The sequence below is a fragment of the Halostagnicola sp. A-GB9-2 genome (assembly GCF_030068615.1).
In the GTDB taxonomy this organism is placed as follows: domain Archaea; phylum Halobacteriota; class Halobacteria; order Halobacteriales; family Natrialbaceae; genus Halostagnicola.
In genome coordinates this window covers 139,842-162,841 of record NZ_JASJOC010000007.1, presented here as the reverse complement: position 1 = coordinate 162,841, position 23,000 = coordinate 139,842, and the positions used below count along the sequence as shown (strand labels likewise).

The 23,000-nt window shown below is 58.8% G+C and carries 19 protein-coding genes; 11 read left to right on the top strand and 8 right to left on the bottom strand.

Going from position 1 to position 23,000, the window contains the following annotated elements; all coding sequences use genetic code 11:
• Together QNM96_RS16935 and QNM96_RS16930 are read right to left on the bottom strand one after the other, a co-directional pair.
• Positions 1-1,578 carry a signal peptidase I gene (locus tag QNM96_RS16935; protein WP_283837832.1) on the bottom strand — a complete coding sequence of 526 codons (1,578 nt, stop codon included), beginning with the start codon at positions 1,576-1,578 and terminating at the stop codon, positions 1-3.
• Positions 1,579-1,626: 48 nt separating this feature from the next.
• Positions 1,627-2,757: a DUF5305 domain-containing protein gene (locus QNM96_RS16930; RefSeq protein ID WP_283837830.1), complete on the bottom strand. Its 1,131-nt coding sequence runs from the start codon at positions 2,755-2,757 to the stop codon at positions 1,627-1,629.
• Between the two features lie 475 nt (positions 2,758-3,232).
• Here QNM96_RS16930 and QNM96_RS16925 point away from each other — a divergent pair, with 475 nt between their 5' ends.
• From QNM96_RS16925 to QNM96_RS16905, 5 genes are all read left to right on the top strand, one after another.
• Entirely contained in the window at positions 3,233-4,348 is a 1,116-nt protein-coding gene (locus QNM96_RS16925; RefSeq protein ID WP_283837829.1) for a response regulator, read from the top strand.
• Between the two features lie 122 nt (positions 4,349-4,470).
• Positions 4,471-5,037 (top strand): response regulator, encoded by a 567-nt coding sequence (locus tag QNM96_RS16920; protein ID WP_283837827.1) that lies wholly within the window; start codon positions 4,471-4,473, stop codon positions 5,035-5,037.
• Between the two features lie 77 nt (positions 5,038-5,114).
• Complete coding sequence (locus tag QNM96_RS16915; RefSeq protein ID WP_283837825.1) at positions 5,115-6,170, top strand: PAS domain-containing sensor histidine kinase; 1,056 nt, start codon at positions 5,115-5,117, stop codon at positions 6,168-6,170.
• A gap of 266 nt (positions 6,171-6,436) precedes the next feature.
• Positions 6,437-7,009 carry a hypothetical protein gene (locus tag QNM96_RS16910; protein WP_283837823.1) on the top strand — a complete coding sequence of 191 codons (573 nt, stop codon included), beginning with the start codon at positions 6,437-6,439 and terminating at the stop codon, positions 7,007-7,009.
• A gap of 59 nt (positions 7,010-7,068) precedes the next feature.
• Positions 7,069-7,737 (top strand): hypothetical protein, encoded by a 669-nt coding sequence (locus tag QNM96_RS16905; RefSeq protein ID WP_283837822.1) that lies wholly within the window; start codon positions 7,069-7,071, stop codon positions 7,735-7,737.
• A gap of 821 nt (positions 7,738-8,558) precedes the next feature.
• Here QNM96_RS16905 and QNM96_RS16900 read toward each other — a convergent pair.
• The gene (locus tag QNM96_RS16900; RefSeq protein WP_283837821.1) at positions 8,559-9,323 is read right to left on the bottom strand and encodes an IclR family transcriptional regulator; all 765 of its coding nucleotides are present in this window, start codon (positions 9,321-9,323) and stop codon (positions 8,559-8,561) included.
• Positions 9,324-9,591: 268 nt separating this feature from the next.
• Here QNM96_RS16900 and QNM96_RS16895 point away from each other — a divergent pair, with 268 nt between their 5' ends.
• Positions 9,592-10,737, top strand: coding sequence for an XdhC/CoxI family protein (locus QNM96_RS16895; protein ID WP_283837820.1), 1,146 nt, complete (start codon positions 9,592-9,594; stop codon positions 10,735-10,737).
• Here QNM96_RS16895 and QNM96_RS16890 read toward each other — a convergent pair.
• Together QNM96_RS16890 and QNM96_RS16885 are read right to left on the bottom strand one after the other, a co-directional pair.
• Positions 10,707-11,315: a nucleotidyltransferase family protein gene (locus tag QNM96_RS16890; protein ID WP_283837819.1), complete on the bottom strand. Its 609-nt coding sequence runs from the start codon at positions 11,313-11,315 to the stop codon at positions 10,707-10,709. The two genes, QNM96_RS16895 and QNM96_RS16890, sit on opposite strands and share 31 nt — an antisense overlap.
• Positions 11,316-11,317: 2 nt before the next feature.
• Complete coding sequence (locus QNM96_RS16885; protein WP_283837818.1) at positions 11,318-12,748, bottom strand: amidohydrolase family protein; 1,431 nt, start codon at positions 12,746-12,748, stop codon at positions 11,318-11,320.
• Positions 12,749-12,938: 190 nt separating this feature from the next.
• Here QNM96_RS16885 and QNM96_RS16880 point away from each other — a divergent pair, with 190 nt between their 5' ends.
• Complete coding sequence (locus tag QNM96_RS16880) at positions 12,939-13,445, top strand: 2Fe-2S iron-sulfur cluster-binding protein (RefSeq protein WP_283837817.1); 507 nt, start codon at positions 12,939-12,941, stop codon at positions 13,443-13,445.
• 3 nt (positions 13,446-13,448) lie between these two features.
• Entirely contained in the window at positions 13,449-15,923 is a 2,475-nt protein-coding gene (locus tag QNM96_RS16875; RefSeq protein WP_283837815.1) for a xanthine dehydrogenase family protein molybdopterin-binding subunit, read from the top strand.
• A gap of 195 nt (positions 15,924-16,118) precedes the next feature.
• Here the strand turns inward: QNM96_RS16875 and QNM96_RS16870 are convergent, their stop codons facing one another.
• Positions 16,119-16,613 (bottom strand): SRPBCC domain-containing protein, encoded by a 495-nt coding sequence (locus tag QNM96_RS16870; RefSeq protein WP_283837813.1) that lies wholly within the window; start codon positions 16,611-16,613, stop codon positions 16,119-16,121.
• A gap of 98 nt (positions 16,614-16,711) precedes the next feature.
• Complete coding sequence (locus tag QNM96_RS16865; RefSeq protein ID WP_283837812.1) at positions 16,712-17,599, bottom strand: FAD binding domain-containing protein; 888 nt, start codon at positions 17,597-17,599, stop codon at positions 16,712-16,714.
• 353 nt (positions 17,600-17,952) lie between these two features.
• Here QNM96_RS16865 and QNM96_RS16860 point away from each other — a divergent pair, with 353 nt between their 5' ends.
• A complete protein-coding gene (locus QNM96_RS16860) occupies positions 17,953-18,711 on the top strand; it encodes a cyclase family protein (RefSeq protein WP_283837811.1) in 759 nt (252 codons plus the stop codon).
• A gap of 62 nt (positions 18,712-18,773) precedes the next feature.
• Positions 18,774-20,054: an amidohydrolase family protein gene (locus tag QNM96_RS16855; protein WP_283837810.1), complete on the top strand. Its 1,281-nt coding sequence runs from the start codon at positions 18,774-18,776 to the stop codon at positions 20,052-20,054.
• Between the two features lie 69 nt (positions 20,055-20,123).
• Here QNM96_RS16855 and QNM96_RS16850 read toward each other — a convergent pair whose 3' ends face one another.
• Complete coding sequence (locus QNM96_RS16850) at positions 20,124-21,422, bottom strand: cytosine deaminase (protein WP_283837809.1); 1,299 nt, start codon at positions 21,420-21,422, stop codon at positions 20,124-20,126.
• A gap of 152 nt (positions 21,423-21,574) precedes the next feature.
• On the opposite strand from QNM96_RS16850, the gene codB reads away from it, so the two are divergent.
• Positions 21,575-22,963, top strand: a complete 1,389-nt coding sequence (codB, locus tag QNM96_RS16845; RefSeq protein ID WP_283837808.1) for a cytosine permease — start codon at positions 21,575-21,577, stop codon at positions 22,961-22,963.
• The last annotated feature ends 37 nt before the right edge of the window (positions 22,964-23,000 follow it).

The following is a 23,000-nucleotide window of genomic DNA, read 5'->3' as shown; positions in this document are numbered from 1 at the left end:
TTACGGCTCGTCCGCACCCCACCCATCGGTCGATCCAGACTGGGTACCTCGCCTCCCCGTCGAATCCGTATCGATTTGGTACGTTCGTGGTGTTGCTGTGTGTAACTCCCCCATCAACCTTCTGCATTCGGTTCGCGTGTACTGTTCGTCATAGGCCGTCTCGAGAAACGTTCGGAGAAGGGACGGTGTCCATTCGGTGCCGTCGAGTCCGATTTCGTTTGGCGGCGTCTGGACCACGCCTTCGATCCACCCGTATCGAGAAAGTGATGCCTCATCGAATTCGTTCGTTCGTTCCGGCGTTGGTGTGGTCCCAGCAGCGTCGGTTTCGACATCGTCTTCAGGAGTGTGAGCCGACGTCGACGTTCCGGATTTCCACGGCGGTGGCGGAGCGGGTCTATCGGGCCGACGAGTAAAGAGCGAGGCAAACGATAGCTTCCGGTGGATTTCCTGGCGAAGAGTGAGATTCCGTGAACGAGATCTGAGACGCATTCGCCCTGTCCCCAGCGTACTGATTCCAATAAGCGTCAGCACGAGGGCGATCGGCGCGTTAATCGCGAACAGTGCGACGACCGGATGAATCGCGTGCAACGCTCCGATCAACGAAGGGGGAAGGAAAACCAGATATCTGGTCTCTTCGACGAACCGGTAGTGCGTCCCGGTCTCCTCGGGAGCATCCATCGTCACAGATGCGTTCTCTGCGGATTGCCTCGGCACGTAATACTCGTTTTGATCGACGTGAGCGCCCTCGCTTGCCGGTTCGACGATCACGAACACCGGAATCTGTCCGCCGTTAGTTATCGGGTACGAGACTTCCGCTGAAGTCCCTGCTTCGATCGTCTGTTCGTCGTCATCAGGACCGCTCGAACTGACGATCTCGTACTGATAAACGCCGGAAGGGAGCAACATGGAGAGATTGATCGGGATCAGTATGATCAACATTAACACGAGGATTATGATACCCCCCGTTCGGGCCGAACTCCCGCGTGAACGACCATCTGAACTCCCTCGACCGAGCATCTCGGTGGCCGAACTAACGAGGAACAACAGCCCGCTGAGAGCCAGAACACCGACTGCAAAGCCGGTCGTCCCCGGGGGCTCGAGCCCGAGGGACGAGAACAGCCGATCCTGCGTGGTACCCATTACGCCGGAGGTCGCTTCGACGACGGATCCCAGCCCGGGGACGACGACGAGATCCCCGCCCGCGGTGAGCCCAACAGCTTGGATCTGTCCCTCCTGTACCGGTGGCTCCTCGTCTTCCTGATCGGTAAACGGGTTCGCGTCCCCCTTCGTGATATACCCCTCATCCGTGACCCTATCCACTCGGTGCGTCGTCAACTCCCCGCCGTCGCCGAGTTCTTCGGCCTCGAAAAGGATGACATCACCCTCCGATACCTCGCCAGCGAACATCGCTGGAACCGCGACGTATCCATCTCCGGGATCGAGAGTCGGCTCCATGCTCCCCGTTTCGACGAACACGAGCATCGGTTGGCCGATGAGTTGGCCGACGAGCGTCAGTCCGATAAAAAGGACGAGGACGAAGACGAGCGCGTATTTACCCCACTGAATCGGAGAACTCATGTTCCTAAGATACCGGGTGGACGGGTTCGCGAGCCAAACGGGTGTAACTCAGAAGTCATGGCCCTCGAATTCGTCGATCGTTTCATCGGCGTAACTGAGTAGCCAATCTCGAGCTGGCGAGCCTGGATGGACGAAAATATAGCTGTACTCTTCGTCGAGCACCGTACTCACGCCGAGTTGTTGATCCTCGATAACTCGCTTGTTCGTGTCGATTGCGACGTCGATCAGTCCCGTGAGATCGTCGACGAGAATCGTCGATTCGTACTCCCGTTCGGAGGGGAACGTGCCGGTCGTTATCCACTCATCGAAGCGCTCTCGATTCCGTTCGAACTGCAGGCGTTGCTTTTCTTCCTCGGTGATCTCGATGTAGTTCGCGTTGCGTCCGACAACCAACGCGATACTCAAAGCGAGCGCCGTTCCGAACGCGATGATCGAACCGAGTGACTCGAGCGCTGAGGCCTCGACGGGTATCTCCGTTTGTTCGGTTGTTTGTTCCTGTTCGTCGACGGTATCGATATCTCCGACGCTGAACGTCGACGAACTGATCTCGAGGGGCATTTCACTATCGTAGGTCGTCCTCACCTGCTCGCCTTCGATCTCTCCCTCGACTTCGGTCGCGGAGACGACGCGAATATCGACAGCGCCCTCGCTCGCTCCCAGATCTTCTTCGACCTCGAAGACGTCTTCCTGGACATCCTCGATATCAAGGGCAAACTCGATCGTGTGCTCGTCGCCGGGATCGAGCGATTCAGTCGTCAATTCCTCGAGCGGTTCAGAGAACTCCCAGAAGACGGTTTCGCCACCACCGTCATCGACGCCTCGAACGAGAAGATACGTTTCTGAGGTTACCGTGACATCCCCGTCTGTCGCCGTATACTCGTACGAGTACGCCCCGTTCAGTTCCGTAGAGACGGCCGTGTAGTAGATCGGCCGGTTACTCAATCGCTCTCCCGAAGACCAGACGGCGGTATCGTCGGTCACGAGCACGCTGTGATTGTACGCTGTCGACTCTCCCCACTGTTCGACGACTCGATCCTCCTGCTCGAACTCCGGTACGGCGTTCACTTGATAGGTCCAAATTCCAAAGAGTGCAGTAAGAACGAGTAAGAAGACAAGAACGAGAACGAACCGTTCGCTCAAAAATGCCCGAAGCCGAATAGACCAGTCCTCTCTATTCATTGTAATGGCCTCCCGAAAACGCCCTCGAATTGTGAACGTGCTTCAGCTTGAACAGTACTCATAGCTCGACTTATTTATTTTTCTCTAAATCGATAGCTAATCGTATGCAGTTCCCACAGGATACAACGGCACGGTGGGTCGTGTTCCGATCAGAGCAGAAAGGGAACGAGACGATCATATTGAAACAGTGATTTGAGAGGTTCCGTTCATGCAAAACGTGTAGTGACAACCCGGCGGAGTTATCTTAATTCTACTGGGCGAACGCTACTTAGGTTTGCTAGTAACCCACACATTGATTGTCTGCAAAGCGTTATCCGATTTTAAACCGCCGTCCGGCAGCGGAATAGCGAGCGTACACAGCGTCGAAGAGTATAAAATACGATCCGCTATCCCCGAAATCATCGGACGAGACGCGTCGTACGGAGATATGTAGGTTAAAGGCGATTCAATACAAACTCGGTGATAGGAATCTGCAATGCCAAATCAGACTCGGGTGCTCTACGTGAACGATGAGCCGGAATCGTTACGAACGTGGGCCGATTTCCTCGCAGATCATGGCGAACTCGCTGTAACTACCGCAGCGAGCGTATCGGAGGGGGTTGGGGTGATCGCGACGAACGATATCGACTGTATCCTGAGTGACTTATCTACCGCCGAAGATCGTAACCTCGAGTTTTTAGAAGAAGTCAAAAAACGGGATTCTACGGCACCCTTTTTCTTGTTCACGGAGGACGAAGCGGACAAAACAATTAACGACGCAATCAAGGCGGGGGCTGACGACTATATCTCGAAATCAACTGCAGAGAACGGGGTACTCCTCCGACGCATCCGACAGTCGGTGTCGGTTACCCCAACGCGGGTTGCAAAGGAAGGAGAACCGAAGTCGACGAGCATCGATATCGTCGAGCCCGGTAAAACGGACGAGACAGAACGCAGGGAAACCGAATCGCGACAGGAGACTACCAGCCAGCGAGGGGCCGATGGCGGACAGAACACGTCCGAGAGCGGTCAGAACCCGATGAGTTACGATCCTGCACGCGCGACCAGTACACTCATCCAGTGTAAATCGGACGTCAAACGAAAGCGCGCATCCGCCGTCGACGTACTCGAAAACGAGCGTTCGGGAGAGATCAACGTAGCGCTCGTTAGATACAGGCGAATAGACGAAAACGCCCTTGCAGAAATCGCTCAGCGGGCCAACCAGACAACGCTTATTTCGGTCGGTTACAACCAGTCCGCGCCGAGTCGCCTCGAAAACGAGATTGAAATCGTTCAGATCAACAGCCCGACCGACCTCACTCGCCTCGGAATCGTTACAACGGGAATCGTCGAAGAGTGGGACTCACACCCAGAGGATACGATCCTCTGTTTCGACACGTTGAATATATTACTGCGGTACAAGAGTACCAAGCAGGTGTTCCAGTTTCTCCATATACTGCTTGCAAAGTTACAGTCGGCATCCGTTACATCGTACTTCCATATCGATCACACTGCAGAAGAAACCCAGGACGTTAACTCGCTCAAACCGATTTTTGATAATATACTCGCAGTGGCTACAGAGCGTACGAGGGTCGAAAGTGAGACGCGATAGCCGCTCGAGGCATACCGCGCGAACAGGACAAGTAGACGACATACGGACACACCTCAACGGCCTCGACGGGGGACGATTTGCCGGTACTATTTATAGGATCGCTTGAATAGAGACAACCAATAATGGAGACGTCACCCACAGTTCTCATCGTCGAAGATGAACGTATGTTAGGTGATCTGTTCGCAACGTGGTTAGAACCCGAGTACGATGTCCGCGTCGCATACGACGGAGAGGACGCATTAGAACTCGTCGACGAACACGTCGACATGGCCATCCTCGATCGGCGTATGCCCGGTCTGTCCGGGGACGAGGTCCTCGAAGCGATCCGCGGTCGTGGATTCGATTTCCCCATCGCGATGGTCACCGCTGTCGACCCTGACTTCGACATCGTCGAGATGGAGTTCGACGACTACCTCGTCAAGCCGATCGAACGCGGCGCTCTTCTTTCGCTCGTCAGCGATCTCGTTTCGCTCCCGACGTACGAGGAGGCCGTCCAGGAGTACTTTCAGCTCGCGTCGAAAAAAGCTGCACTCGAGGCCGCAAAGACGGAGACCGAACTCGCTTCAAGCGAAGAGTACACCGAACTCCTCGATCAGTATACTCAGGCAAAACACCGAGCCGATACGACTATCGAAACGATCGCCGACGATCTCGACTTTGCGGACCTTGATAAAAAGACTGATTTTTGATATTTACGGAAATCGTCACGGGAATAACGAATACTCGACCAAAGCGTTCATAATGATTTAATCCAACTTATGAGTCGATGACTTCTGAGGAGAGACAGTCTAAGCGGTATGCGATCGATCCTCAGCTGTCCGCGAGAGAAGGGATTTTTTGTCAAACGCTGGTAGCAAACACATCTGAGGGTTTATTGACAATAGACAGAGAGAGTGAAATCGTCTTTGCAAACGCCGCGATCGAAGACATTCTCGGGTACAGACCGGAAGAGTTGGTAGGGAGTTCGAAACTGGAAATTATCCCGGAGCGACTTCGAGACGTCCATAAACGTAGACTCGAGGAGTACATCAAAAGTAGGAACAAGAGCATAGACTGGAACGGCGTCGAGTTACCGGCGTTGCACAAAGCAGGCCACGAAGTGCCAGTGACGATCAGCCTCAAAGAACACGAGTTCGAGGGGAGATTGCTCTTTACCGGCGTGTTTCGAGATATCTCCGAAAACAAGCAACAAGAACTGCAATTAGAACGGCAAAACGAACAGCTCGAGAATTTTGCGAGGGTCCTTTCTCACGACCTCCAGAGCCCGCTCAACGTTGCGAAAGGGTATACGAATATCCTCGGAGAAGATCTCGGGCGCGAGGAGATAAGCGAAATCGCCGAATCGCTCGATCGGATGGAACGGCTGATACAGAATACGCTCAAGCTCGCCCAGCAGGGAGCCACTGTGGGTGAGAAAGAGAGTTTATCCCTAGAGCAGGTGGCAACCGAGTCGTGGCAGTGGGTCGATACCGATTCTGCTGAGCTTTCGTTCGCGGACGAACTCGGGTCGACCAGAGCGGATAGAAACCGATTGAACTCGCTTCTCGAGAACCTTTTCACCAATGCCGTCAAGCACGGCGGAGCCGACATTACGGTAACGATGGGGGCGTTAGACGGATCGGACGGGTTCTATGTTGAAGACGACGGCGACGGTATTCCCGAACAGAGACACCAGAGCGTGTTCGAACACGGGTATACGACCAGTTCAGATGGAACGGGTCTTGGCCTCTCGATCGTTGAAGGCGTCGCAACCGCTCACGAGTGGGAGATAACCATCACCGACAGTTCGGCCGGCGGCGTTCGATTCGAGTTTCGGACCTGAGCGGATGGTCACCCGTGTTGAGCGTGGACGGGCCAATGGGAGGATGCCTATTCGGAAGATCACCGTTGACCCCGAGGATGGCAATAATACAGGATTTTTATCAGATCATACGTCTTTGAGAAGGACGGCCGGTACAGCGTCTCAGAAGCGACTCAGGCACCGCCAGAACGGGATACAGGGCATGCGTTCCTCCGGTTCAGGGGCCTCCTGTCTGGAAAACGGTCCTACAGTATAAAGTGACTATCATCGTATGGAGTAGCTAACGCATGAAAATAACTCGACGAAATACGCTAATCGGACTCGGGGGGCTCGCGGGCGGAATAGGACTGATCGGGGGAACGGGTGCATTCGATACCGTGCAAGCCGATCGTGATTTTGCAGTCGAACTCGATGGCGACGCAAGTGCACTCCTCCAGTTGATCCCGCTCGACGAGGACTACGTCCAGTTCGACGGAGAAGACAACGAACTGCTCGAAATCAACATCGGCACTGACGACGATGCAGGTATCAACGACAATGCGGTGACCACCTTCAACGACCTCTTTCTCGTCGCCAACAACGGCACCGAAGATGTGGACATTTGGTTCGAAACCGGAGAAGACGTCGAGGGCGTGACGTTCAAGGCTGGTGACGCCGATATCACCGGCGGCGATGAAAACAGCGAAAACATCGAACCCGGTGGAGTCAGAGAGGACATCGAGGAGGACGACCTCGATGAGGAGGAAGGCGATTATATGCTAGTAAGTCTCGAGATCGATACGACAGCCGACGGTGGATACACTGAGCCGGACGATGGCAACGGGTATTCGATCACCGTTCACGCATCGACAGACGAATAGCGGGAATCGTCGCTTGAGCGTTAGTACCAGTTACTCGTTCCACTGAAGGATTTCCACTAATGCAACGCAGAAATCTGTTGATCGGCCTCGGTGCCCTCGGATTCGGTAGCAGCAAGTTCATCGCGAGCGGTGCGTTCGGGGGCGACCAAGACGGGAGTCGAGGAAACTGGGTCCAGACGAGTGAAATCGACGGTTCGACAAGCGGCGACGTCCGCGTCCAAACGATCGCCGACCTCGACAACACAGATCATCGTTTCCAGGCGTTGGGAAGGGACGAAATCGGAGTTAGTCGATCAAGTATTATTCAGGAAGACGACAGTGGGTTTCTACAGCACATCGCGTTCGAATCGGTGAACTTGGATTCGACGACTCGAGTTGGCCGGTTGGCCCGTCAAGGAATCGTCGATCCAGGGAACGTTGCGTTTATCATCGCAAACCTCGGTGGAGTCGAAACCGAGACGCGCGGAGAACCCGTCGAACTGCACCTGAGGCTGTACGATGGGACACCGACTGACGAAAGTTCGGTTGTACAACCGAACGGCGCTGTGAAGTTTCACTATACGATTCCAGAGCGGGGTCGGAGTGGTGACCTACTCCAGGAAAGTGGAGTCGTCGTGGATCCGAGGGAGTTACTTTGTGTAGCTGTCGAGGTAAACGCCCGTGGAACCGAAACGTACGATCGAATCGAATCCGTTGGACTGAGGGTTCGTCAGCCGACCAATGAGTGAACCCACTGGAGCAATCACCGCCGAGGGAGCGACGACGTACTATACTGCCCAGACGCGCCAGATGATGAGCGGGTGCGTTCGAAGTCGTAACTGAGGTCGAGGGGAACGACGGCACCGCTAGCGATCAACCGAGCGGACCACTATTGTTTTGCGGTGCGATCAGAAATCACAGCTACTGGCCACGGATGTCCTCGCTGTCGGAGGAAGCTATCGGACCGATTCAGCCGTCCACTCGACGACAAATACGCGATGTTAATTTAGAAGTCGTTTCCCAATTTATCCAGCCAAAGAGTACAATAAATCTCCTGAGAGAGGTCGATAGCAAAGCGAAAACCGAATAAATAGTTAGGATATCCACTGTAGAGATCCCGAGAAGGTACTGCTAAAGGACTATTATTATACAAACCTTGAAAGAAAAGCGTTATTATAATACATATCGTCCTATAGTTTGTTATCTTAATACAGTATATAATAGTAACATGCTCAAGATCGAGACAGACGATATTGATCCTGTTTCGCGGAAAATAACCGAATTAGAAGGGCTAAACCGAATATTCTTGCATTTTAGGTAGTAATTCGATAGATTGGATGGTAATACATAGAAACTAGCATCCTGATCTTGTCGGTATCCCCGCAAAACAGTATCGCACAGCAACGGTTATTAACTGATGATATTTCGAGTAAAGACTTCTAACTACTAGCAAAGCAAGATCATATTACACGAGTATGTCCGTAAATCGTGCGACCGATTCCGAACGCAGAGTGCGAGACAGAGCATAAAGGCCAAGAAGTTTCCGGAGCCGTTCAACGATATAGAACGGCTACGAATGCTGGATGTTGAGTTCGATGATGTTCGCGACGCCGAGTGCCTGATCCGGCAGTTCAGTCCGGAACCGTTCGCCTTGCATTCGATGCGTCGGTCCGGCGACGCTAATGGCACCGATAACCGTATTCGTCCCGTCGAGAATCGGTGCCGCGACGCTTCGCAACCCGTTGAGTCGCTCCTCGTCATCGAACGCAATCTTTCGTTCTCGGGCCTCCTCGAGCGCTTCGAACAGCCGGTCGCGGTCGGTGATCGTGTTGTGAGTGAGCTGTTCGAGGCCGTGTCGCTCGACGATTGCGTCGACACGGTCGTCCGGAAGGAACGCCATAATGACTTTACCGAGCGCGGTGCAGTGTAGAGGGATTCGATCCCCGATGTGGGTGTCGATCCGGGCTGCTTCCGGCCCGCGCCCTCGATAGATGAAGACGCCGCGACCGTGCTCTTCGGTCATCAAACCGGAGATATCCCCAGTCTTATCGGCGAGTTTATCGACCTCGGATCGCGCTACCTGATACAGTTTGTGCTGATTTCGGGCAATCTCACCCGTCTGGAGGAATTTCAGCCCAGTTCGATACTCTCCATCCCGGCGGACGACATACTCCGCGGACTCGAGCGTATTCAAGTGGTTGTGGACGGTACTTTTCGGGAGGTCGACGTGCCTCGCGAGTTCGGAGACACCCGCACCGTCGAGTTCGTTGAGCGCTTCCACGATGGTGAACGTTCGCTCGGTCGCCTGAATGCCGTTTGTTTCGGCGTCTGTCATACCCAACGGTACGAAGCGGATGTTATTAAATGTTCAGCATCGTAGAACGGACCCTCCAGCGAATACTATCGGATGGTAACCGTTGACAGAGAGTGTTTCCAGAGCTGAGCAAAATCACTCGTAGAAGTGTATAAAAACAAAAATGGTGGAGAATCCACAGATCGTGTTGAACGAGCGTCTACCCCGGCGATATTCACGCCGTTCCACGATACCGAACGGAGAGTGGCATAGGATAACAAATATACAGCTTGCCCCCTATCGTACGCGTATGAGCGATACAGACCCCTGGGGCGTGACCACCCTCGACCTGTTCGAGCTGCTCGAGGAGACGCTCGGCGACCCCGTCGAGCACGCAGTCGCGACGGTGATACGGGTGGATGGATCCGCGTACCGACGACCCGGCGCGAAGATGATACTCGGGGGAGACGGGTCGACGTATGGCGGGATTACTGCGGGCTGTCTCGAGGGGCCCCTTCAGAAGGTTGCACAGGACGTCATCGCGGAAAACGCGACGCGGGTCGTCACCTTCGACCTCACCGACGATGAGGACGGATGGGGGCTCGGTCTCGGCTGTGAAGGTATCGTAGATGTTCTCGTCGAGCCGGCGGACGGGACGTGGACGGAACCAGTCGATGCGTTCCACCGCGGGGAGTCTCGAACGCTCGTGACGGCAATCGATGGAACCGACGCAGTTCCAACCGGGTCGAAAGCTGTTCTTACAGCCGATGGCTCACCGACGAACGCAGTGGACAGTTCACCGCTGCCGCCCGCCGTTCTCGAACGGGTCAGGAACGTTGCACGTGAGCGGGCGAAAGACGGTAAGTGGTGTACCCAAACAGTCGAAACGGCCGAGGGCTCCGTCGAACTCTTCGTCGACGGAATCACTCCGCCGACGCGGCTGTTAGTGTTCGGCGGTCAGCCCGACGTTCGACCCGTAACGCGTCTCGCTCGAGACGTCGGGTTGCACGTGACGGTCGCGACGGCCAGAGGCGGACAGGCCGAGGAATCGGCGTTTCCGCGGGCCGATCGCGTCGTTTCGACGCATCCGTCGGACCTGGATGAACTCGTCGACGAGCGGACCTATCCCGTCGTGATGTCCCACAATTTCGTCGACGACCGACTCGCCCTCGAAACGCTCCTCGAAACACCAGTCCCGTTTATCGGACTTATGGGTCCTCGAGAACGGTTCCAACGCCTCAGAGACGATCTCGAGGAGGAAGGAGTGATGCTATCGACGGACGACCGAGAGCGGATAGCGACGCCGGTCGGTCTCGAGCTCGGCGGCGGCGAACCGGTCGAAATCGCGTTGAGTATCGTCTCGGAGGTCATCGCGGTGAGTAACGATAAAAGCGGTGGGCGGCTCCGCGATCGAGACGGCCCGATTCACGAACGGCCGACGCCGCAGTCGGACTGACGGGCGCTTCTGAGGTCGGCTTCCGTATTGACGTCGAGATGGATTCCCGGATCGTCGACTGAAACGCGACGGACAGTCCCCTCGGCGAACAACGATCGACCGCCGACGTCTCCCGAAAGCGACGTTAGATCGTCGAAGTGGACCGCATCGAACAGGACCGGGTTGCCGCGCTGGCCGTCGTGAGTCGGGACCAGTATGTCCGCCCCACCGTCTCGATACGCGGTACCGAGCCGCCGAACGGTTTCCGGATCGACACAGGGCATGTCTCCAGGAAGAAACACCGCGGCGTCGGCACCGGCTTCCCGTGCATATCGAGCACCCAGTCGAACCGAACGACTCTGTCCGAGTTCGTACTTGTCGTTTTTGAGCGTCTCGTCGACGTGCGGCTCAACCGCGTCGCGAACAACCGAGGCGTCGTTTCCGACGATGGCGACCGTACGATCGAGCGATGCATCGGCGAGCGATCGAACGGCCCGGCGGACGATCGGCTCGTCCTCGACCGTCGCGAGCAGCTTGTTACCGTCCTCGAATCGAGTCCCGAGACCCGCCGCGAGCACGACGCCGACGAGTTCGGTCATGGTTACTCGAGCGCGACCCCTTCCGGTCCGCGCGGGAGGTACTCGCGGCCGCCCGGTTCGGCGAGTAACTCGCCGTCTTCGACGACGACCTCGCCGTCGACGATCGTGTGGGTCGGCAGGCCGGTGAGTTCCTCGCCGTGGTACGTCGAGTAGCGAGGCTCCATCGTGTGATAGAAGTCGTCGTCGACGACCGTGCTCTTCTCTAAGTCGACGATGACCATATCGGCGTCCGAGCCCTCTGCGATGGCTCCTTTTCGGGGGTAGAGCCCCCAGCGTTTGGCGTTGTTGGTCGAACAGACTTCGACAAGTCGTTCCATGCTGAGGCGGTTCTTGTTGACGCCCTCGCTCATCATGACTGGGAGGAAGTACTCGATCCCGTTGTTGTCGCCGGGGATCGCGTCCCAGATATCGCCGTGTTTGCCCGTGTCCTTCTCCTTGAACTCGATTTTGTGCGGGCAGTGGTCAGTTCCGACGTAGTCGACGACGCCGGTTCGGATTCCCTCCCAGAGGCGTTTTTTGCTCTCCTCGCCTCGAAGCGGCGGGGAAATCTTCCCCCAGATACCGAGGTCGTCCTGCTCGTAGGTGTGGCTGAGGAACGCCGGAAGCGTTTCCGCGTGAAGGTTGACTCCTTTGTCCTGGAAGCGCTCGCAGACGTCGACGCCTTCGCCGGTGCTCATGTGAACGATGTAGGCGCGCGAGTCCGTGTACTCAGTGAGCCGGCCGATCTGTTCGATCTGCATCGCCTCGGCGACGTTCGGCGAGGCTTCGGACCACGCCTCGAGGTCGTTGCGGCCCTCTTCCTGGAGTTCTTTGCGACGTTCGATCGCGAGGTCCTCGTTTTCGGCGTGGAACATCACGACGCCGCCTGGGATGTCCGAAACGCGATCGAGCACGCGGTACGTTCGACCCGCGTCGGAGTGATCGATGCCGAGTTCGGGCGAGGCGTGTTTGTACCAGTTAAAGAAGACCTTGTACGAACGGACGCCGGCGTCGGCGAGTTCCTCGATTTCGTCGACGTGATGGTCCTGGTGGACGATCGCGTGATAGCCGAAATCGATGTAGGAGTTCTCCTCGCCGGCGCGTTTGAAGAAGTCCATATCCGGGACGTAGGGCTCTTTCTGCAGGAGGAAGTTCACGACCGTCGTCACGCCGCCGTGAATCGCGCCGCGCGTCTCGGTTTCGAAGTCGTGCTCGAGTCCCTCGTGGTAGTCGAACTCGTATCGAGAGAGCCCCCAGTGAACGTGGGGATCGATAAATCCGGGAATCAGGTAATTGCCTTCAGCGTCGATCTCTCGGTCCGCTTCGGGAAGGTTCGACTCATCGCCGACACCGACGATGATACCGTCGTTCGCTACAACTCCGCCGCTGATCGTGCCGTTCGGAGTGACAACTCGCGCATTAGTCACTCGAAGGTCTCCGGTTGCGTCGACCATACGTCTACACGTAGCTCATCCTACTTGAGTGTACCCGATCAGTCGGCGGTTGTTCTCGGCTGCTTGATCAGTCGGCGGTTACGTTCTTGACCGCCCCAGCACGATCCACATCCGGCCAAACGAATCGAGGAGATTGTCCGCCGGCAACGCAACGCTTATGTCTCGGTCACGGGATAGTTTACCTATCTCCATGAGCACCGATAGCACAGATGGAACGGACGGCCCCGTGACCGAAGAGATCACGGTGACCGTCAACGGTGAACCGGTAACCGCGGCCGTCGAACCGCGGCTCAAACTCTCCGACTTTCTGCGATACGAGTGCGATCTCAACGGCGTCCGCGTCGGTTGCGAACACGGCGTTTGTGGCGCGTGTACGGTCCAGCAGGACGGCCGAACGGTCAAAAGTTGTCTCTCCTACGCCGTCCAGGCCGACGGGGCGGAGATCGAAACCGTCGAAGGACTGGACGACGACGGCTCGCTCCACCCCATTCAGGAGGCGTTTCACGAAACGCACGCGCTCCAGTGTGGATTCTGTACGAGCGGATTCGTCATGGCGACGAAGGAACTGCTCGAGGAGAATCCCGATCCGACTCGAGAAGAGATCGAGACCGGGCTGGCCGACAACATCTGTCGGTGTACCGGCTACCAGAACATCTACGAAGCGGTCGAACACGCCGCGGAGAAGATGGAGGAGTAATCCATGTCCCGATCGCAACCAACCGAAGTCGGCGACGACGCTGATGCCGAATCTGAATCGTTCACGGGCCAGGGACTCCCTCGAGTCGAAGATCATCGGATTCTGACGGGGAAAGCGGAGTTCATCCACGACATCACGCCGGATAACTGTCTGCACATGGCGCTCGTCCGGAGTATGCACGCCCACGCGGAGATCGAGTCTATCGAGACGAGCGAGGCCAAAGCCCACCCCGACTGCGAACTCGTCCTGACAGCCGAGGACCTGAAAGCGGAGTACAACCCGATGCCGACCGGTATCGAAAGCGTCGAGACCGAAGACGGCGAGGCCGACCTGTTCGAGTGGTCGCTCGCCGACGAGAAAGCTCGCTTCGTTGGCGAACCCGTCGTGGCAATCGTCGCCTCGAACCGATACGCGGCTGAAGATATCGCGGATCTCGTCACGGTCGAGTACAACTCCATAGATGCTGTCGCGGACGGAATGGCCGCTCGAGAGGACGATGTCGTCGTCCACGAGCACGCGGGAACGAACGTCGTCGACCACGAACGAATCGAGTTCGGCGATCCGTCGGGCGCGTTCGACGACGCCGACACCGTCGTCGAGGGCGACTATTCGTGGGGACGGATATCCGGCGTCCCGCTCGAGACTGCGGGCGTCGTCGCACGCTACGACGAGGACGGCGATTCGTTCGATATCGACTGCAACATCCAGTTGCACACCCTCGTCGACAACATGATTTACGAGACGCTGGGCTATGGCGAAGACGACGTTCGGGTCAACGTCCCGGCGGACGTCGGCGGGAGTTACGGAACCAAGATCGGCATTCACCGCTACTGCTGTCTGGCCGCGATGGCGAGCCAGCAACTCGAACAACCCGTCAAATTCGAAGAGGACCGGATCGAGAACCTCCAGGGCGGAGACATGCACTGTTCGGATCGAGAGTACGAAATGCGCATGGCCGTCGACGACGACGGAACGATCCGCGGGCTCGAGGTCTGGTTCGTCGACGACTTCGGCGCGTACCCGCGCTATCCCGTCAACCAGGTTCTCAAGCCGCTCTCGGTGGTCACCAACTCCTACGATATCGAGGACGTCACCTACGAGTACGATCTCGTCCTGACCAACAAAACCTCTCAGACGGCCTACCGCGGATTCGGCGTCGACCCGCACATCTACGCGCTGGAGATGGTCGTCGACAAGGCCGCCCGCGAAATCGGGATGGATCCGACGGAGTTCCGACGCCGAAACATGATCCAGCCCGAGCAGATGCCATACACCCTTCCCTCGAAGAACATCTACGATTCGGGCGACTACCCCGCGACCCTCGATCGCATACAGGAGATCATCGACGACGAACGAGACGGCGGGCTCCTCGACCCGGAAGTCGTCGAGGCAAAACGCGAAGAGGGCAAGTACCGGGGCGTCCAGCCGAGCGTCATCATCGAGCCTGGTGTCAGCGGCTCGGACTGGACCGACCGCCAGCGAAGCGACCGCGACGCGCTCGAGGACCGAGACCGCGACGACGTCGAGGAACTGCCGGAACACCTCCGGGCGACCCTCGAGGACGACGGCACGGTTACAGCCTCTCTCGCGACGGACTCGTCGGGACAGGGCCACCAGACGCTGGTTTCCCAACTGCTCGCCGACGAACTCGAGATCCTCCCGAGCGATATTGAGGTCGACTACCTCGACAGCATCGACGCCCCCACGGAGTACGGAAGCGCGGCGTCGCGGATGGCCGTGATGCTCTCGGGAGCGACCGTCGGCCTTGCAGAAAAGTTCGTCGCGAACGCGAAAGCGGTCGCAGCCGACCACTGGGGCGTTTCCGGGGAAGACATCAGCTACCGCGACGGCGCGCTTGAGCGAATCGACACCGGCGACTCGCTCTCGTTAGCTGATCTCGCGGCGATCGACGACGCCGATAGACGGCTCACGCAGGTCAGCTACAACTACGACCACCCCGCGACGGAGTTCGAGGAGTTCGACGAGGCGTTCTCGCGAAAGTTCCCGGTCTACCCGACGGCCGCCTTCGGGGCGAACGCGCCCATCGTCGAGGTCGACGTCGAAACCGGCGAGGTCGACATTCTCACGTTCCACACGGTGCGTGATTGTGGGACGATGTTGAACCCGATGATCGTCGAAGGCCAGGCCCACGGCGGCATCGCTCAGGGAATCGGCGCGTCGCTCTTAGAGGAGTTCGGCTACGAGGATGACGGACAGCCACAGGCGATCACGCTGTTCGATTACCTGCTTCCGTCGATCGAAAACGTCCCGGAGATCCAGATGGAACACACCGAGACGCCCTCGCCTTACACCGAAACCGGTGCGAAAGGCGTCGGCGAAGGCGGCATGATCGACGCTCCCGCGAGCATCGCTACCTCGATCAACGCGGCGCTCGAGCCGCTCGGCATCGACGAGCCTGCGGATCAGATCCCCGTCGCACCCGATCACATCCGGAAGAACGTCCGGGACCTCGAGTAACCGCTCGTTCGCCACTGATTTGCGCTGACGCGTCGCGTGCGACCGGGTTTCGTCGATGATCTCCGTCGAAGGGTTGATTTTCGAACGAGCGAGCGAGAGCATTCGCCGAGAGAGAGACGTCCATTGGCTACTGGTTTCGGAAAGTCGACAAGAAAATCGAAACCGCGCGAGTGTATCAAAACGGACTGCGAGCGATTACGTCGATTCGAGTTCTACGTCGAGGTCCGCGTCCGCCTCGTCCGGCGCTTCCTCGAGTTTCGATTCGGCTCCCTTGCCCTCCTCGATGACCGCCTGCATGTCCGAGAAGTACTTTTTGACCAGCCGATTGGTCACGCTCTTTAACGCTCGGCTTCCCAGACTGACGATCGTTCCGGAAACGTCGGCCTTTGCCTCCCAATCGACGATCGTTCCGCCGTCGTCCTGTTCGATCAGCTCCATCGTCGCCGTCATCTCGAACTCGTTTCGCGGGGCCTGACCGACCGCCGTCAGCTCGAGCACCCCCGGGTACTCGATGTTGGTTACGACCGCGTCGACCTCGAACTCGGGCTTGACGCTGCCGACGCCGACCGCGAGGACCGCCGTGATCTCGTGTGGGGACTCGAGGATCATCTCCTTACAGCCCGGGGCACACTCCGCGAGGACGTCAGGGTCGGTAAAGTAGGGCCACAGTTCTTCTCTCGACTGTTCCATCTCGTTTTCGCCAGTGAATTCTAACATGTATGATTGGTGTGGGTGATATCGTGGTCGATTGCTGTCTGTACGGGGTGGTCGCTCTCGGCGACGAACGATCACTCTAGAGCATCGTCGTACGCGCTCTCGAGCGACCGTTTGGCGTACTCGCCGGCCACTTCCTCCTTGTACTCCCGGTCTGCGTGCATCTCGCCCTCGGGGGTGACAGCGCCCGTGACGAGTTCGGTAACTTCATCGAGGCCGGCTTCGGACAGCGGTTCGCCCTCGAGAACCGACTCAGCGTCTTCGACTCGCAACGGTACGTCCGCCGCGTTCGCGAGGGCGATTCGTGCCGCTTCGATAACCGGGTCGTCGGCCGTCGGATCGTCGACTCGAACGGCTGTCGCCGCGCTCACCGTCGGGAAGGTCTGGGCGGCCCGCTTGAGTTCGACGAACGCCATGCCGCTTCGTTCGGGCGGGAACGGATCCGTCGGCACCGAAACGCTCTCGATGAGTTCCTCCTCCCGAAGATCGGTAAACATGTACGCGATGAAGAACTCACTCACGGGAACCGAGCGAGTTCCCTCGAGCGATCGAAGGGTTACGGAGCCGTCGAGCGCGAGCAACGCCGCAGGGTAGTTCCCCGCCGGGTCCGCTTCGCCGAGACTGCCGCCGACCGTCCCCTGATTTCGAACGGAGGGGCCCGCGATCTGTCCGGCGGCGTCGGGAAGCATCGGAAGCGCGTCGGCGAGCCTGTCCGATCGCTCGAGGGTTCGGTGGGTCGTCATTGCTCCGATTCGGACCTCGTCGTCTCGCTCCTCGATGTACGCGAGGTCGTCGACACCGTTGAGATCGACGAGATGATCCGGGGTCGCGAGGCGATTCGCCATCACGATCCCCAGCGACTGATTGCCCGCCATCAGTTCCGCGTCCTCGAGTTCTTCGAGAAGTTCGAGTGCCTCTTCGATCGTCTCCGGGCGGTGGTGTGTAAACGGTGCTGGTTTCATAGCCCCTCGAATCGACCACGGTCCCGTCTCCGACTATCGCACCCGAGTCGGGGGCGATTGCTCGAGTCGTAGCGACCGCGTAGTCGCCGGCCGACGGGCGGCTGGTAGGTGGATTCGAATCCGTACTGGGCGGTGGTTCGTATAGTCATCTGTCGGTCACACGGATACCGTATCATTATCCCAACGGTACTAATAAGTGTTGTTGGGTGTTGGCATGCCCACATTTGTCCAGAAATCGTCTCGAGCGGAGAGGATTCGAGTGCGCAACAGCTACGGGCGGGTGAAATTTCGATCGAAGGGACAGTTATCCCGTTCACGTAAGTTTAAGTGACGGGGACGGGTACGTTCTGGTCATGCTCGACGACTACGAGATGCACGACCTGACACAGCCGTGGTCACAGGATACGCCAGCGTGGCCAACGTACGACAACCCCAAGGTGTGGTACGAGAAGAGCCTCGACACCGAGAAAGTGAACGGACAGAAAATCGAGTTCATGAACCACACCGGGACTCACCTGGACGGCGAGAAACACTTCGTCGCCAGCGGCCGAGATATCGAACAGGTGGGCCTGGACGAGCTCGTCGGCGACGCCGTCGTCGCGGACATCTCCGACAAGGTCGGCGACTACGACGTCTACACCAGCGAGATGATCGAGGACGTCTGTGACGTTCAGAAAGGCGACATCCTGTTCGTACACACCGGCTATCAGGACTACGCCTGGCACAAAGAAGACGCGGACCCGCACCGGTTCTTCTGTAAACACCCCGGTCCGAACCAGGAGTTCGCCGACTGGTGTAAGGAGATGGAGATCAACTACCTCCTACTGGATTGTGGGAGCGCCGATCACCCAATGAACACGGTTATCCGAGACATCCGACCGAAACTTGCGGAAGAAGCTGCGGACAAACTCGGCGTCGACGACCTCGACGAGATTTTCCCGCCTGAAGGCTACCAGCTCATGCACAACGAGCTGTTCCCCGAGGGGATCATCCACGTCGAAAACGCGCAGGTTCCCGAAGAACTGTTGAACGAGCGCGTCCAGATCGGTACCTTCCCGTGGCGCTTCCGCGGCGGCGAATCGAGCGTCTGCCGTTGCGTCGCGTTCGAATAACTGTCCGGCCCAACGCAGAACTCCGACTCAACGCTTTTTATTGCGGACACGAACGGTAGGGTATGACTCTCGAGCGGAAAACACCGGATCTGCATGTCCGGAACGCGGCACTGCCCTGCCGTCAAGAACCAACGACGATCAGCGTCTCGAACGGACGGATCGCCGGCATCTACGGCGATACCGACGAAACAGAGCCGTTCACGGAAACCGACGACACGACCGTTCTCGACGCCAACGGTGCGCTCGTAGCGAGCGGCTTCGTCGACCCCCATGTCCACCTCGACAAGGCGTACATCGAGCCCGATCTTCCGCCGAACGAGTCGGGAACGCTCGCCGAGGCGATCGAGAGCATCCACGATCGAAAAGCCAACTACGCGCTCAAGGACGTCCGTGATCGTGCCGTTCGGGCGATAGAAGCCCACGTCCGACGCGGCTGTACGCGAATCCGTACGCATGTCGACGTGGACACGATCGGGGGACTAACACCGCTCGAGGGGGTCGTCGCCGCCCGCGAGGCCTGTGCCGAAATCGCCGACGTGGAAATCGTCGCGTTTCCCCAGGAAGGAATTCTGAAGGACGACGGCACCGCGACGTTGCTCGAGCGGGCACTCGAGAGCGGTGCTGATCTGATCGGCGGCATGCCGGATACCGAACGGACGGCGGCCGATCGGCGCGAGCACGTGGATAGCTGCCTCGACCTGGCCGAGCGCTACGAGGTTGGCGTCGACATGCACGTCGACGAGAGCGACGACCCGTCGGCCCGTTCGCTCGAGTACCTCGCGGCCGAGGTGATCGACCGGGGGTTCGATCGACCGGTGACGGCGGGCCACACCTGCGCGCTGGCGGCGTACGACGATCCCCATGCCGCGCGGGTGATCGAACTGGTCGACGAGGCCGGGCTATCCGTGATCACCAATCCGCCGACGAACCTCCTCCTGCAGGGACGCCACGATACGCATCCGAAGCGTCGCGGAATCACTCGAGTGGACGAACTGGTCGACGCTGGCGTTACCGTCGCCGCCGGGCAAGACTGTTTGCTCGACGGGTTCTATCCCTACGGCCGGGCGAGCATGCTCGAGACGGCGCTTCTCACCGCACACGCGGCTCAGCTGACGACGCCGAACGAGCGCCGGGTCGCGTGGGAGTTAGTGACGAGAGAAGCCGCGTCGATCCTCGAGTGCGAGCACGGAATCGAACCCGGCGAGCCGGCGACGTTCAACGTCTTCTCGAGCGACATCGGGAGCCGTCACGAGGCCCTCAGGCTGGGACGGCCGCCGCGCTGGGTCGTCCACGACGGGACGGTCGTCGCCGAGAACAGGCTCGAGTCGGAAGTTCGGCGGTGACGGAATGGGCGCGGAGAACAGGAGCCAGAAGCGGTGATTTCGGGCGCTACTAACTGAGGGGGTTCGTCTTTAACGATGAAAATCGACGGACCGCTCGAGTTCGTCGCCGTCGTCGCCCTCGCGGACCACGTGTGTGCTCGAGGGTTCGGTTCGTGCGATTTCGCGACCGTCCTTGAGCACCAGCGTTCGCGGGGCTCGCGTTCGAAGCGCGTTGAACGCATCCGGCGCGTCATAGACGACGAGAGAGCCTGCCGATCCGACCGAAAGGCCGTACTCCTCGTCTCCGAAGACGTCCGCGTTCGCCGTCGTGAGCATCTCCCAGAGCGGTCCGACATCGCTCCGGCCGTTCATATGGGCGTAGTGAAGGAGAACGAACGCGGCGTCTAACTGATCGCCGCGCCCGTAGTGATACCACGGATCCATCACGGAGTCGTGCCCGATCCCGACGGTCACGTCGGCCTCGCGCAGTTCGTCGATCCGGGTGTGACCGCGCCGTCGCGGGTAGTCGTCGTACCGTCCCTGCAACACCGCGTTGTCCGGCGGATTGGTGATCACACTGGCCCCGCTCTCGGCGAGGAGCGAGATCACCTTCGCCGCGTACGCGTTGGAGTACGAGTGCATCGCGGTCGTGTGACTGGCCGTCACCCGATCGCCGATGCCGCGCTTGATCGACTCGCTCGCGAGCACCTCGGTGAACCGCGAGCCGGGATCATCCGTCTCGTCGATGTGCATGTCGACCGGACGACCGTATCGCTCTGCGAGGTCCATCGCGAGTTCGACCGACGCGACGCCGTCCTCCCGGGTGTGTTCGTTGTGTGGAATCGCACCGACGAGGTCGGCACCCATCTCGAGGGACTCCCGAAGCAGGTCCTCGTGGGATTCGTCCGTGAAGATGCCATCCTGTGGAAACGCGACAACCTGGAGATCGACAAGATCCGCCACTTCCTCGCGGAGCTCGAGCAGGGCGCGAACGCCGGTCAGCGACTCCTCGGTGGTGTCTGCGTGCGTCCGAACGCGGGTAACGCCGTTGGATGCCATCCACTCGATGGCCCGTTCGGCCCGCTCTTTCACGTCTGCCGCCTCGAGCGATTCCTTCCGGTCGGCCCAGATACCGATCCCCTCGGCGAGCGTTCCCGACTCGTTCCAGCTCGGCTCCCCCGCGGTGAGCGTCGCGTCGAGGTGGATGTGCGGTTCGGTCAACGTCGGCGTCACGAGACGCCCGTTCGCGTCGTATCGCCGATCCTCGGGAGCGATCGACGGATCGATCGAACCGGCCTTCTCAAGCCGGGAGAGGGTGCCGTCCTCGATCGCGATGTCAACCGAAGATCCCTCGAGCGTTGTTGCGTCTGAGATGAGCCACGTAGTCATACGGTCCGAACGTCTCCCGGGTCGATAATAGTTTCTGGGGTACGCCGATCAGGTAGATCGTATCGGTAATCGTGCTGTAACGAAAATTCGATGCCAAATCGTTGGTCGTTTGTCGGAAAGATTAATTGTGGTGGGGTGACCTGTCATGCCCAATGGCAACACGCGGTGGCGGATTCGACTGGCGGCGCATCGTATTCGGCGACGAGAACCTTCCCGATCCCGACTACCCGCTCGATCACGTCCCGAAGGACGAACGGAAGGGGCTCGTTAGCCTCTCGGCGGTTCTGCTCGGACTCGTCTTTTTCGCGGGAACGATGTGGGCGGGCGCGGAGGTCAGCGCGGCGATGGGATTTCAGGAAATGTTGTCCGCGATGGTTGTGGGCCACATTATCCTCGGGGGCTACGTCGCACTTCTCTGTGGAATCTCTGCGAAAGCGGGACTGACGACAGTCTTGCTGGCCAGATATTCGTTCGGCCGCGTCGGCGCGAAGTGGGCCGACCTCCTGTTGGGCGGGACGCAAGTCGGCTGGTTCGGGGTGACCATCCCGATGGTCGCGATTCCGACGGCGACGTACCTGGGGTTGGAGAGCGCCGCGATGCTCAGTGCCCTGATTCTCATCTGGGGGCTCCTCCACATGATGACCGCGTACTTCGGGTACGACGGGATGGAGAAACTCTCCTACGTCGCCGTTCCGTTTCTGATCCTCGTCGGCGTGCTCTCGATATACCTCGCAATCGGTGATGCGGGCGGTGTCGACGGCCTGATGGCACAGACAGGTGGTGGGGAGATGTCGTTCGGCCTCGCGGTTACCATCGTTGTCGGCACGTTCATCAGCGCCGGCACGCAAGCCCCGAACTGGGCGCGCTTTGCGATTAACTCTCGAGTCGCGTTCTGGGCCGGATTGATCGCCTTCCTCGTGGGTAACAGCTTCCTCTTTCTCAGCGGGGCGGTCGGCGGTGCCGTCTACGACGTCACGCCACAGGGTGACCTATACGAGGTGCTCGTCGCACAGGGACTCGCGACCGTCGGGCTGATCGCGCTGATCTTGAACATCTGGACGACCAACGACAACGCGGCCTACGCGTTCAGCGTCGCCGGGGCGGAGGCCTTCGACTTCGACCGTAAGCGGCCGTTCGTCATCACGGGCTGTCTGATCGGAATCGGACTCGCGCTGGCCGGGGCCGACGGTCTCCTCCTGCCGTGGCTCGAACTGCTGGGACAGTACATCCCGCCGCTGGGTGCCATCATCATCGCCGACTTCCTGCTTTGCTGGCGCGGACCGATTCCGCGGATGGACGACGTTCAGTTCGCGAGCGTTCGGTGGACGAGCGTGATCGCCTACCTCGTGGGCTGTCTCGTCGCGGTACTGACCGCCGGATCGGTGGTTCCTGGCGTCATGGTCGCGGCACCGATTCCCGGCATGGCGGCGCTCAACGGAATGATCGCGGCGGCGATCGTCCACCTCGTCGGCTACTACGGCCTCGAGAAAACCGGCCTCCTTCCGACCCACGAGGTTCCCGAAGACGCGGATCGGGTCTGACAGCAGAACGCGTTTTCGGGCTCTGCTGAACGTTACA